General features: G+C 61.4%; 10 protein-coding genes. 5 read left to right on the top strand and 5 right to left on the bottom strand.

All coding sequences use genetic code 11. The features are described from left to right. Position 1 precedes the first annotated feature (1 nt). Positions 2-568: a CsiV family protein gene (locus CWC48_RS02540; RefSeq protein ID WP_100491279.1), complete on the bottom strand. Its 567-nt coding sequence runs from the start codon at positions 566-568 to the stop codon at positions 2-4. An 11-nt stretch (positions 569-579) separates the two neighbouring features. Further along, positions 580-4029: a transcription-repair coupling factor gene (gene mfd, locus CWC48_RS02535; RefSeq protein ID WP_078047433.1), complete on the bottom strand. Its 3450-nt coding sequence runs from the start codon at positions 4027-4029 to the stop codon at positions 580-582. A gap of 340 nt (positions 4030-4369) precedes the next feature. Here mfd and CWC48_RS02530 point away from each other — a divergent pair, with 340 nt between their 5' ends. Further along, positions 4370-5833: a glyceraldehyde-3-phosphate dehydrogenase gene (locus tag CWC48_RS02530; RefSeq protein WP_078047434.1), complete on the top strand. Its 1464-nt coding sequence runs from the start codon at positions 4370-4372 to the stop codon at positions 5831-5833. A 172-nt stretch (positions 5834-6005) separates the two neighbouring features. On the opposite strand, the gene CWC48_RS02525 is transcribed toward CWC48_RS02530, so the two are convergent. After that, positions 6006-6539, bottom strand: coding sequence for a chalcone isomerase family protein (locus CWC48_RS02525; protein WP_100491278.1), 534 nt, complete (start codon positions 6537-6539; stop codon positions 6006-6008). Between the two features lie 234 nt (positions 6540-6773). Between CWC48_RS02525 and sthA the strand changes: the two genes are divergently transcribed. Then, entirely contained in the window at positions 6774-8168 is a 1395-nt protein-coding gene (gene sthA, locus CWC48_RS02520) for a Si-specific NAD(P)(+) transhydrogenase (RefSeq protein ID WP_078047436.1), read from the top strand. A gap of 42 nt (positions 8169-8210) precedes the next feature. Here the strand turns inward: sthA and CWC48_RS02515 are convergent, their stop codons facing one another. Both CWC48_RS02515 and CWC48_RS02510 read right to left on the bottom strand, forming a co-directional pair. Further along, the gene (locus CWC48_RS02515; protein ID WP_025856983.1) at positions 8211-8933 is read right to left on the bottom strand and encodes a glycerophosphodiester phosphodiesterase; all 723 of its coding nucleotides are present in this window, start codon (positions 8931-8933) and stop codon (positions 8211-8213) included. Between the two features lie 46 nt (positions 8934-8979). Next, the gene (locus CWC48_RS02510) at positions 8980-9564 is read right to left on the bottom strand and encodes a PilZ domain-containing protein (RefSeq protein ID WP_078047437.1); all 585 of its coding nucleotides are present in this window, start codon (positions 9562-9564) and stop codon (positions 8980-8982) included. A gap of 94 nt (positions 9565-9658) precedes the next feature. Between CWC48_RS02510 and CWC48_RS02505 the strand changes: the two genes are divergently transcribed. The 3 genes from CWC48_RS02505 (at position 9659) to CWC48_RS02495 (ending at position 12907) form a co-directional block, all read left to right on the top strand. Further along, positions 9659-10909 (top strand): lipoprotein-releasing ABC transporter permease subunit, encoded by a 1251-nt coding sequence (locus CWC48_RS02505; RefSeq protein WP_078047438.1) that lies wholly within the window; start codon positions 9659-9661, stop codon positions 10907-10909. Positions 10910-10916: 7 nt separating this feature from the next. Continuing rightward, the gene (gene lolD, locus CWC48_RS02500) at positions 10917-11600 is read left to right on the top strand and encodes a lipoprotein-releasing ABC transporter ATP-binding protein LolD (RefSeq protein ID WP_177409467.1); all 684 of its coding nucleotides are present in this window, start codon (positions 10917-10919) and stop codon (positions 11598-11600) included. Between the two features lie 62 nt (positions 11601-11662). Further along, positions 11663-12907, top strand: a complete 1245-nt coding sequence (locus CWC48_RS02495) for a lipoprotein-releasing ABC transporter permease subunit (RefSeq protein ID WP_078047440.1) — start codon at positions 11663-11665, stop codon at positions 12905-12907. Positions 12908-12994 lie beyond the last annotated feature (87 nt).

Raw genomic sequence — 12994 nt, 5'->3', positions numbered from 1 at the left:
ATCAGTCCTGAATGTCGGGCGGCGGTGCGCTGGGGGGCTTGGCGGTCAGCGAGGTGATCTTGATCAGCAGCGCCAGGTGGCCGCCGTCCAGGTAGTTGAGTTGGTTGTTCTTGGTGCGCACGTCGGTCTGGCTCAAGTGCTCGCTGGCGATCACGCTACCATTGGCGTCGAACTGGTTGATCCAGAAGTTTGCATCAATGTCGGTAAAGCGCCCCAATTGCAGGCTCAACACGCCCTCGATGGGAAACTGACCGAACTGCTCCTGGCCGTCGGTGATGGCGACTTTGACCGGTTGCTCGCCGAGGTTTTGCTCCCAGGCCTTGTGCGCCAGCACGGTGTAGCTGGAGTCGGCTCGCAGCTTGTCGACGATATTGCTCAGGCGCGGCGGGCTCAACTTGTCGCCCAGGCGCACTGCGCCGGCATCCCAGTTTTCCGGGGCGGGGCGGCTGTTGATCACCGGCTCCGCATTCTGGCGCACCAGGATCATTTCAACCTGGTACGGGCTGTCGGCGAACGCCGCAGGTGCCGCTACCACCAACAACAGGCTCAAAATGCGGAACAGGCGCATTGGGGCGTCCTTCAAGCAGATTTCGGGATGAGGCGCTCGAACAACGCCTCCAATGTATTAAAGCGTTCTTCGGCACGTTCCATCGGCACCATGAACTTGAACAGCGTAGCCCCTTCGAACTTGTAGCGGTTGGGCTGGCCCTGGATCAGCTTGATCAGCACCAATGGGTCCACCGGTGTCTGTGCTTCGAACTCGATGCGCCCACCTTGCGGCCCGGCGTCGACCTTCTTGATGCCCAACTGCTCGGCCTGCAATTTGAGCAGGGTCAGACGCACCAGGTTCTTGGTCGGTTCCGGCAGCAGGCCGAAGCGGTCGATCATCTCCACCTGCAGGTCCTTGAGGCCTTCCTCATCGGTGGCCGAGGCGATGCGTTTGTACAGGATCAGTCGCGCATGCACGTCGGGCAGGTAATCCTCGGGAATCAACGCGGGCAAGCGCAGATTGATTTCTGGCCCGCCGCCCAGCGGTTGATCGAGGTTCGGCTGCTCGCCTTTGCGGATGGCTTTCACCGCGCGCTCAAGCATCTCCATATACAGCGTGAAACCCACCGCCTGGATCTGCCCGCTCTGGCCGTCGCCCAGCAGCTCGCCGGCACCACGGATTTCCAGGTCGTTGGTGGCCAATACAAAACCGGCGCCCAGGTCCTGGGTGTTGGCGATGGCTTCCAGGCGCTTTTCCGCGTCGGAGGTGATCTGCTGGCGCGGCGGCGTCAGCAGGTAGGCATAAGCTTGGTGGTGACTGCGCCCGACCCGGCCGCGCAACTGGTGCAGCTGCGCCAGGCCGAACTTGTCGGCGCGCTCGATGATGATGGTGTTGGCGCTCGGCACGTCGATGCCGGTCTCGATAATGGTCGAGGCAATCAGCACGTTGAAGCGCTTGTGGTAGAAGTCGCTCATCACCTGTTCGAGTTCGCGCTCGCGCATCTGCCCATGGCCGATGGCGATACGCGCTTCCGGCACCAGTTCGGCGAGGTCGGCGGCGCATTTCTCGATGGTCTTCACGTCATTGTGCAGGTAATACACCTGGCCGCCGCGCAGCAATTCGCGCAGCAGTGCTTCCTTGACCGTGCTTTTGTTCTGCTCCATCACAAACGTGCGCACCGACAAACGGCGTGCCGGCGGCGTGGCGATGATCGACAGGTCGCGCATGCCCGACACCGCCATGTTCAGCGTGCGCGGAATCGGCGTGGCGGTGAGGGTGAGGATGTCGACTTCGCTGCGCAGGGCCTTGAGCTGTTCTTTCTGGCGCACACCAAAGCGGTGTTCTTCGTCGATGATCACCAGGCCCAGGTTCTTGATCTTCACATCGTCCGACAGCAGCTTGTGGGTGCCGATGACGATGTCGATCTTGCCTTCGGCCAAATCGGCGATGGCGGCATTCACTTCCTTGGCCGATTTGAAGCGGCTCATCACTTCCACGGTCACTGGCCAGTCGGCAAAGCGGTCGCGGAAGCTGTTGTAGTGCTGCTGGGCGAGCAGGGTGGTCGGCACCAGGATCGCGACTTGCTTGCCGCCGTGCACTGCAATAAAGGCGGCGCGCATCGCCACTTCGGTCTTGCCGAAGCCCACGTCGCCGCACACCAGGCGGTCCATGGGCTTGGGCGCGAGCATGTCGGCACGCACCGCTTCGATAGTGGTTTGCTGGTCCGGGGTTTCTTCGAAGGCGAAGCCGGCGCTGAAGGTGGCGTAGTCGGCTTTCGGGTCGGCGAAGGCGTAACCCTCACGGGCGGCGCGACGTGCATAGATGTCGAGCAATTCGGCGGCGACGTCGCGCACCTGCTCGGCGGCTTTGCGCTTGGCTTTCTGCCAGGTTTCGGAACCCAGGCGGTGCAACGGCGCCAGGGCGTCGTCGCTGCCGGTGTAGCGCGCGATCAGGTGCAGGCTGGCGACCGGCACGTAGAGCTTGGCGCCCTCGGCGTATTCCATGGTGAGGAATTCGGCGGCCTGGTTGTCGATCTCCAGGGTCTGCAGGCCCAGGTAGCGGCCGACGCCGTGATCGATGTGCACCACCGGCGCGCCTTCACGCAGCTCGGTGAGGTTCTTGATCACGGCGTCGTTGTTGGCGTCGGCGCGTTTTTCGCGGCGGCGACGTTGCATCACGCGCTGGCCGAACAGCGGGCTCTCGGCGATCAGCGCCAGGGCCGGATCATCCAGCAACAGGCCTTCATCGAGCGGCGCGATGGTGATTGCCAGGCGCTCTTTGCTCTTGACGAAATCCGGCCAACTGTCGACGGTTTTCGGTCGCAGCTTCAGGCGCTCCAGCAGCTCCAGCAGCACCTCGCGACGGCCTGCAGACTCGGCGGTAAACAGCACGCGGCCTGGGAAGTCGCCGAGGAAGTTGGATAGCGCTTCCAGCGGTTGCGTGGCTTTGGCCTGGATCGCCAGGTCGGGCAGTGTGCCCGCGGGGAAGCGTTCGCGGCCGACACCGGTGTCGACATCCTGCTGGCTGGCGACCACGCGCGGCCAGTTTTTCAGGCGTGCGAAGCAGTCTTCCACCGGCAGGAACAGTTCGGCGGGCGGCAATAGAGGACGGGATGGGTCGACGCGGCGTTCTTCATAACGGTTACGCACGTCGTTCCAGAAGTTCTCCGCCGCTTGCTCGATACCCGGCAGCGAGAACACTTGGGTGTCCTGAGGCAGGTAATCAAACAGAGTGGAGGTCTCGTCGAAGAACAACGGCAGGTAGTACTCGATACCGGCGGGAGTAATCCCGCTGCTTAGGTCCTGGAAGATCGGGCAGCGGCGGAAGTCCACGTCGAAGCGTTCACGGAAGCGCGCCTTGAAGCGGGTGACCGCGTCTTTTTGCAGCGGGAATTCCCGCGCAGGCAGCAGCTTGACCGAGTCCACCTTGTCGATGGAACGCTGGTTTTCCGGATCGAAGGTGCGCAGCGTCTCGATTTCGTCATCGAACAGATCGATGCGGTAGGGCAACTTGCTGCCCATCGGGAACAGGTCGATCAGCGCACCGCGCACGGCAAACTCGCCGTGCTCGTACACGGTGTCGACGCAACGGTAGCCACTGGCTTCCAGGCGCGTGCGCATCTGCTCCACATCGAGCTTCTGGCCGATATCCAGCACCAGGCTGCTGCCCAGCAGGAACTTGGTCGGCGCCAGGCGATGCAGGGCCGTGGTGATCGGCACCACCAGCACGCCGTGGGCCAGTTCCGGCAAGCGGTACAGGCTGGCGATGCGCTGGGAGATGATGTCCTGGTGTGGCGAGAACAGGTCGTAGGGCAGGGTTTCCCAGTCTGGGAAATGCAGCACCGGCAAATCGGGGGCGAAGAAGCTCAGCTCCTGCTCCAACCGTTCGGCGCTTTGGCTGTCGGCGGTGAGCAGCAGGGTAAAGCGCTTGGCTGCGCTGGCAGCCTCGGCAATGGCCAGGCTCAGGGCGGCACCGGGCAGGTTGCCCCAGTGCTGTTTACCTGCCGCGGCAGGGAGAAGCGGTAGACGCAGAACGGGCACGGAAGGTTGAGCTCCAAGCGTTGCGACAAAGTCGGTAATTGTAACGGCCCAAGGTGCCGCCTGTCAGTTTCTGACTGAGCCTATTACGGTTTGTATGAAATGTAGTGGCTAAGACAAACAATGGCGTGTTTTGACTCAATATGTAGTGCCCAAATGCGCGATTGTTTAGGAGGGTTACGGACAAGTCGACAGCCTTCCCCAACGAGTGGCCTTCTGGAACCCGCGTATTTACTGGGCTGTAGCGGGGCGGTATTTTTTGGCAAGGGGTTTTTGTTGTAGGACGCGCATTGCTCCGAGGGCGGTCGGGCGGCATAATGTAGCCCCTTTTTTCAGCCCCTACATGTGGAAGGTTCCCGTGACTCAGAAGCCCGACCAGTGTCTTGGTGAATGGATCGACCGTGAAGCACTCGCAGAAGCGATGATCCCGCTTATCGGTCAGCTGTACCGCAATAACAATGTGGTGAGCTCGATCTATGGCCGCAGCCTGATCAACCAGTCCGTCATCGCGATTCTCAAAGCCCACCGCTTTGCACGCCATCGCTCTGCCGACGACAGCGAACTCTCCGTCCACGAAACATTCCCACTGCTCAAGGCCATGAGCGAGCTCAAGCTCGGCGCGGCGTCGGTAGACCTGGGCAAACTGGCCTACAAATTCCGCAAGGAAGGCGCCGGCCGTACCGCCGAGCAGTTCGTGCGTGAAGAAATGGCCGATGTGGTTGGCCAGCAAAACGCCGCCGCCCGCAAAGGCACCGACGTGGTGCTGTACGGCTTCGGTCGTATCGGCCGCCTGCTGGCACGCATCCTGATCGAAAAAACCGGTGGCGGCGACGGCCTGCGCCTGCGTGCCATCGTGGTGCGCAAAGGCGCCGAGAACGACCTGACCAAGCGTGCCAGCCTGCTGCGCCGCGATTCGGTACACGGTCCGTTCAACGGCACCATCGTCATCGACGAAGAAAACAACACCATCACCGCCAACGGTAACCTGATCCAGGTGATCTACGCGAAGAACCCGTCCGAGGTGGATTACACCCAATACGGCATCAAGGACGCCCTGCTGGTGGACAACACCGGCGTATGGCGTGACGCCGAAGGCCTGGGCCAGCACTTGGCCTGCCCAGGTGTTGATCGCGTTGTCCTCACCGCGCCTGGCAAGGGCAAGCTGAAGAACATCGTTCACGGCATCAACCACACTGAAATCACCGCCGACGACAAGATCGTGTCCGCCGCTTCCTGCACCACCAACGCCATCGTGCCGGTGCTGAAGGCAGTAAATGACAAGTTCGGTATCGTCAACGGCCACGTCGAGACCGTTCACTCGTACACCAACGACCAGAACCTGATCGACAACTTCCACAAGGGCGATCGCCGTGGTCGTAGCGCCGCGTTGAACATGGTGATCACCGAGACCGGTGCTGCCACTGCCGCTGCCAAGGCCCTGCCTGAGCTGGCCGGCAAGCTGACCGGTAACGCGATCCGTGTTCCGACGCCAAACGTGTCGATGGCCATCCTCAACCTGAACCTTGAGAAAGCCGCCACCCGCGAAGAGATGAACGAGTACCTGCGCTACATGGCGCTGCACTCCGATCTGCACAAGCAAATCGACTTCGTCAATTCCCAGGAAGTGGTTTCCACCGACTTCGTTGGCTCGCGCCACGCCGGTGTGGTGGACGCCGAAGCGACCATTACCCAGGACAACCGCGTTGTGCTGTACGTCTGGTACGACAACGAGTTCGGCTACAGCTGCCAGGTGGTTCGCGTGATGGAAGACATGGCCGGGGTCAACCCGCCTGCGTTTCCGCGCTAAGCATTAGCGTTGAATGAGAAGGCCCCGACTGGTTCGGGGCTTTTTTATGGTTGTGATAGCCTCTTCGCGAGCAAGCCCGCTTCCACATTCGACCGGGTGTCTTCAGGGCGCGCGCGGTTAAATGTGGGAGCGGGCTTGCTCGCGAAGGCGGTCGTTCAGCCAGCGCAAATCTTCAATTGAGCAACTGGGTACGCAAGCGTTCGGACAGCCCATTAGGCGCCAGCCAGAGGCTCAGGTAGGTCCTGGCAAGCTCATCGTCACGACTGCTGAACACCACCTGCCCATTGATCTCCAGGTTCAAACCACGTCCCGGATGAAAATCCAGGGCATACCGATCGCCGCTGCGGATATCGCGAAAACTGGCGTGCAGTTTGTCTATCTCGGGCTTCAACCGGGCGCTGGCCTGCTGGCGCTGCAGCGTGGCAGTGGCGGCTTTGATCACATCATTGCGGTCGATGTCGCGGAAGTAGTACAGCGTCAGGCGCAGCGTTTTTTGTTGCGCCCAAGCCTGCTTGGCGCTCAGGTCGGACGGGGCGTACAGCGCCGCCGCGTAGACATCCGCCCAGAGGTAGGTGAGCACCGCCTGGTTTTTCAGGGTCAGTTGCTGTGACTGCGCCGGGAAATCGGCTTGTTTCAGACGGTCCGCCTCATTGGCGTGCACTGTGATCGACAGCATCAGCAATAAACAGAAAGCGACATGTCGCATAATGGCCAGTCCTGCAAAGGGGCTTGCTGGCAGTGTAATTGCAATTTCCTGATGGTGTAGTAAAGGCAAGACTGGCCTACGACGCGACCAAGGGTTAATGTTCGCGGCGTTGAGCCTTATATAGACTGTGCCCCGGTTCACACACTTGAGCCAAATTGTCCTTCATGACCGCTGGCCGCGGCATGATTTAGCCCGGCGTCCAACCGTACGCCTGGCCTGTTCTGAGGAGTACGCATGGCTGTCTACAACTACGACGTGGTGGTACTGGGTTCCGGCCCGGCTGGAGAAGGTGCGGCGATGAACGCCGCGAAAGCAGGGCGCAAGGTGGCGATGGTCGATAGCCGTCGCCAGGTCGGCGGTAACTGCACCCACCTGGGTACCATCCCGTCCAAGGCCTTGCGTCACTCGGTGCGCCAGATCATGCAGTTCAACACCAACCCGATGTTCCGGGCCATTGGTGAGCCGCGCTGGTTCTCGTTCCCGGACGTGCTCAAAAGCGCCGAGAAAGTCATCTCCAAGCAAGTCGCCTCGCGCACTGGCTACTACGCCCGTAACCGCGTCGACCTGTTCTTCGGCACCGGCAGCTTCGCCGACGAGCAAACCGTCGAAGTGGTCTGCGCCAATGGCGTGGTCGAGAAGCTGGTGGCCAAGCACATCATCATCGCCACCGGTTCGCGCCCGTATCGCCCGGCGGATATCGATTTCCACCACCCGCGTATCTACGATAGCGACACCATCCTGAGCCTGGGCCACACCCCGCGCAAACTGATCATCTACGGCGCCGGTGTGATCGGCTGTGAATACGCCTCGATCTTCAGTGGCCTGGGTGTACTGGTAGAACTGGTGGACAACCGCGACCAGCTGCTGAGCTTCCTCGACTCGGAAATCTCCCAGGCGTTGAGCTACCACTTCAGCAACAACAACATCACCGTGCGCCACAACGAAGAGTACGAGCGGGTCGAAGGCTTGGACAACGGTGTGATCCTGCACCTCAAGTCCGGCAAGAAGATCAAGGCCGACGCCTTGCTGTGGTGCAACGGCCGTACCGGCAACACCGACAAGCTGGGCATGGAAAACATCGGGGTCAAGGTCAACAGCCGTGGCCAGATCGAGGTGGACGAGAACTACCGCACCTGCGTGACCAACATCTACGGTGCCGGTGACGTGATCGGCTGGCCGAGCCTGGCCAGTGCCGCTCATGACCAGGGCCGTTCAGCCGCTGGCAGCATCGTCGACAATGGCAGCTGGCGCTACGTGAACGACGTGCCGACCGGGATCTACACCATTCCCGAGATCAGCTCGATCGGCAAGAACGAGCACGAACTGACCAAGGCCAAAGTGCCTTACGAAGTGGGCAAGGCGTTCTTCAAGAGCATGGCGCGTGCGCAGATCGCCGGTGAGCCGCAAGGCATGCTGAAGATCCTGTTCCACCGTGAAACCCTGGAAGTCCTCGGCGTGCATTGCTTCGGCTACCAGGCGTCGGAGATCGTGCACATCGGCCAGGCGATCATGAGCCAGCCGGGTGAGCTCAATACCCTCAAGTACTTCGTCAACACCACGTTCAACTACCCGACCATGGCAGAAGCCTATCGGGTAGCGGCCTACGACGGCCTCAACCGGCTTTTTTGAGCGGCTCCGGCCGGTGGCCTGAGCCGGCCGGGGAGACCGATTTCAGTAATTCCCGAGAGTGGCAGTGGCCAAACCGGGAAAGTCTGTAATCAGGCTATCTACGCCGAAGTCGGCGAGCCTGCGCATCAGCGCGGGTTCGTTGACTGTCCACACGGACACGTGCAAGCCCTGGCGCTGGGCTTTTTCCAGTCGCTCAGGGGTGCACAACGTCCAGTTCAACGCCAGAATCTCACAGCCATAGTTCTGCGCGACTTTCAGCGGGTCGAGCCAGGCGTATTCGGCGACCAGCCCGCGTGACAAGTCGGGTGTGAGCTCAACCGCTGCTTTCAATACTTCCCGCGAACTTGAGGTGACGGTGACTTTGTCCATCAGGCCAAAGCGCACGGCCATTTCGCGGATCGCCAACACGGTGGTGGCGGCCCGGGTGCGCGAAGCGCTTTTGACTTCCAACTGCCAGTGATCGAAATCGCACGTTTCGAACAGCTCCTCCAGGCGCGGGATCGGGCACGGCTTGACCCAGCCCGGGCCGCCTTTGCGCGCGTCCATCTTCACCAGGTCGGCCGCCGAGTACTCGACGACTTTGCCGCGTCGGTCGGCGGTGCGCTTGAGGGTCGGGTCGTGGATGACCATCAGCTCGCCGTCCATGGACAGGTGCAAATCCAGTTCGCAGCGGCGTACGCCGTGCTTGAGGCACTCCTGGAAGCTGGTCAGGGTGTTTTCCGGTGCTTCGCCTTTGGCACCGCGGTGGCCGTAGATCAGGGTCACAGTTGCTCCTTTATGCCAGGTCGTCCGGCAGGGTGAATTCGAGAGTTCAAGTGTCTTGGGCGTCGCTCTGTTCCCGCGCCAGGCGCCGTTCCTGGGCCTGTTTCTGCAGGATGTAGCGCGCCAGCAGTTGGCGTTGGGCGTCAGTCATGGATTCGAATTCGGTGCCGACGTCAAAGCCGCCGCCCTTGGGGTCGCAATGGGTGACCCGCGCGCGCAGCAGCAGGCCGAGCGCCTGGGGCATCAGCACCAGCTTGACCGCCAGGTGGGCACCGGCCGGCAGGGGGGTTGGGTGTTGGAAATCGATGCCGCCTTCGGAAATGATCACCGGCTGCGGTGCGCCGACCTCATCCAACAGGCCGCGCGCCATGATCTGGCTGAGCAGGTCCAGGCGTTTGTTCTGCACCCGCAGGAAGGCGGCGAGGGTGCGGTCCTTCTCACTGAGCTGGCGCAGCAGGTGCTGGGCTTCGAATTCGCTCAGGTGCAGTTCGCTGAGCAGATTGAACAGCGGTGAATCATCCAGCAACACTTCCTTGCTCGCTGCTTCGGGGGCAGACAGGCTTTTGATTTGGAGTGCGATCATGTCGTCGATACGGTAGTATTCGCGGCGCTCTTCTTCATCTAATGTCGACATGGCGAACCCCAGGTAACGGTAATGGTCTGAGTGTAAAGCTGCTTACCAGACCCCGCCACCGGGACGTCTTCTTTTCCTCCGAACAAGCCCCGACATGTTCAGACCTCTCTTCGTATTTATCGGCACGCGTTATACCCGTGCAAAGCGCCGCAATCATTTTGTGTCGTTCATTTCTCTCACCTCGATGATCGGGCTCGCCTTGGGCGTGGTCGTGATGATCGTGGTGCTGTCGGTGATGAATGGCTTCGATCATGAGATGCGCACCCGCGTGCTGGGCATGGTGCCCCACGCGACCATCGAGGGCGATGCGCCCATCAGTGACTGGCAAAGCCTGGCCGACAAGGTCAAGCAGAACCCCAAGGTGCTGGCCGTTGCGCCTTTTACCCAGATGCAGGGGTTGCTGACCAATGACGGCAAGGTGCAGAAGATCCTGCTCAATGCCATCGACCCGGCCCAGGAGCGCAACGTCTCGATCATCGACAAGTTCATGCTGCAAGGCAAACTTGACGACCTGGCGCCCGGCAGTTTCGGCATCATCATCGGCGACAAGGCCGCGGCCAAGCTCGGCGTGGGCCTCGGCGACAAGCTGACCTTCGTCGCGCCGGAAGTCACCGTGACCCCGGCCGGCATGTTCCCGCGCATGAAGCGCTTCACCGTGGTGGGCACCTTCCACGTGGGCGCCGGCGAGATCGACGGCTACCTCGGCCTGACCAACCTCACCGACCTGGCCCGCCTGCATCGCTGGCAGCCGGACCAGGTGCAGGGGCTGCGCCTGAAGTTCAACGACCTGTTCGACGCGCCGCGCGGCGCCTGGGAAATCGCCCAGCACTTGGGCGAGTCCCAGTACTACGCCCGCGACTGGACCCGTACCCACGGCAACCTCTACCAGGCCATCCGCATGGAAAAAGCCATGATTGGCCTGCTGTTGCTGCTGATCGTCGCCGTGGCCGCCTTCAACATCATCTCCACGCTGGTGATGGTGGTGAACGACAAGAAGGGCGATATCGCCATCCTGCGTACCCTCGGCGCCACGCCGGGGCAGATCATGGCGATCTTCATGGTGCAGGGTACCGTGATCGGCGTAGTCGGCACCTTGATCGGCACGGCCGTGGGCATTCTGGCCGCGCTGAACGTCAGTGCCGCCATCGCCGGCCTCGAAACCCTGATCGGCCATAAGTTTCTCAACGCCGACGTCTACTTCATCGACTACTTGCCGTCCCAGGTTCAGGCCCAGGACGTGTTGATGGTGGGCGGCGCTGCGTTGGTCCTGAGTTTCCTTGCCACCCTGTATCCAGCCTGGCGCGCGGCACGTACCCAGCCAGCACAGGCCTTACGTTATGAGTGAATCGGGCATGAGTGAAAAAGCAATCCTGAGCTGCCGCAACCTGGGCAAATCCTACGAGGAAGGCCCGGAATCGGTGGTGGTGTTGTCCAACCTGCAGCTTGAACTGCATCCGGGCGAGCGCGTGGCGATCGTCGGCAGTTCCGGCTCCGGCAAAAGTACCTTGCTGAACCTGTTGGGCGGCCTCGATACGCCGTCCCAGGGCAGCGTGTGGCTGGCCGGTGAAGAACTGTCGGCCTTGGGTGAAAAGGCCCGTGGCCAACTGCGCAACCGTTCGCTGGGCTTTGTGTACCAGTTTCACCATCTGTTGCCAGAGTTCACCGCCCTGGAGAACGTGTGCATGCCGCTGTTGATCGGCAAGACCGCGATCCCGGAAGCCCGCCAGCGTGCCCAGGCCCTGTTGGAGCGCGTTGGTCTCGGCCATCGCCTGCAGCACAAGCCGGCGGAACTGTCCGGCGGCGAGCGCCAGCGTGTGGCGATTGCCCGTGCCCTGGTGAACAACCCAGGGCTGGTGATGCTCGACGAGCCCACCGGCAACCTCGACTCCCACACCGCCCAGGGCATCAAGGATTTGATGCTGGAACTGAGCACCCAGATGCGCACCGCGTTCCTGGTGGTGACCCATGACATGAGCATGGCCCGCCAGATGGACCGCGTGTTGCACCTGCAGGAAGGTCATCTGGTCGCCATCTGACCCGTTTCAAGCCCGGTGCTTCAAGCGCCGGGTTTTTTCATTTTTTCAGGCGGTGCACGCGAATGTTCAGACCGTTATCGATTTTTATCGGCACGCGCTATACCCGCGCCAAGCGCCGCAACCGTTTTGTCTCGTTTATCTCGATGACTTCGATGATCGGCCTCGCCCTGGGCGTGTTGGCGATGATCGTGGTGTTGTCGGTGATGAATGGCTTCCAGCGCGAAATGAGCTCGCGCATTCTCGGCATGGTGCCGCACGCGACCATCGTCGGCGTGAACCCGATTGACGATTGGCAGCCGGTGGCTGCTGCCGCGATGAAGAATCCGGAAGTGACTGCCGCCGTACCTTTCACGCAGATGGACGGCATGTTCTCCTACAAGGGCGCCATGCAGCCGATTGAGATCAGCGGCATCGATCCGGCGCAGGAAGGCAAGGTGTCGATCGTGGCCCAGCACATCGTGCGCGGCAAACTGGATGACTTGAAGCCCGGCGAGTTCGGCGTGGTGGTCGGCGAAATCACGGCCCGGCGCTTCCGCCTGAATGTGGGCGACAAGCTGACCCTGATCGTGCCGGAAATCAGCACGGCGCCGGGTGGCATCACCCCGCGCATGCAGCGCTTGAACGTGGTCGGCATCTTCAAGGTCGGTGCCGAGCTGGATGGCTCCATGGCCATGATCCACATGGCCGACGCCGCAGAGATCCAGCATTGGCAGCCGAACCAGGTGCAAAGCGTGCGCCTGGCGGTGAAAGACCTGTACGCGGCGCCCAAGGTCTCGGCGGACATTGCCGCCAGCCTGGGCACGGGCTACAAGCCTGATGACTGGACCCACACCCAGGGCAGCCTGTTCAGCGCGATGAAGATGGAAAAGACCATGATCGGCCTGCTGTTGCTGATGATTGTCGCCGTGGCCGCGTTCAACATCATCGCGACCTTGATCATGGTGGTGAACGATAAGGGTGCGGACATCGCGATCCTGCGCACCATCGGCGCCACACCACGGCAGATCATGGCGATTTTCATGGTGCAGGGCACGGTGATTGGTGTCGTTGGCACCTTGATCGGCGGCATCCTGGGCGTGATTGCGGCGCTGAACGTGAGTGAGCTGGTGGGCTGGGTCGAGCGCGTCACCGGGCAGCATATCTTCAGTTCGGATGTGTATTTTGTCAGCAACCTGCCTTCGGAACTGCAGGGTGGGGATGTGCTGCTGATCTGCACGGCCGGGTTTGTGTTGAGCTTTCTGGCGACGATTTACCCGGCGTATCGGGCGGCGAAGATTGAGCCGGCGCATGCCCTGAGATATTCGTAGACTTCAACACCGCTTTCGCGAGCAAGCCCGCTCCCACATTTGAATGTATTCACAAATCAAAATGTAGGAGCGGGCTTGCTCGCGAAG

Source organism: Pseudomonas sp. S10E 269 (genome assembly GCF_002798465.1).
GTDB lineage: Bacteria > Pseudomonadota > Gammaproteobacteria > Pseudomonadales > Pseudomonadaceae > Aquipseudomonas > Aquipseudomonas pergaminensis.
Note: the sequence above shows the minus strand (reverse complement) of the source record. Positions and strands in the feature narration are given on the sequence as shown.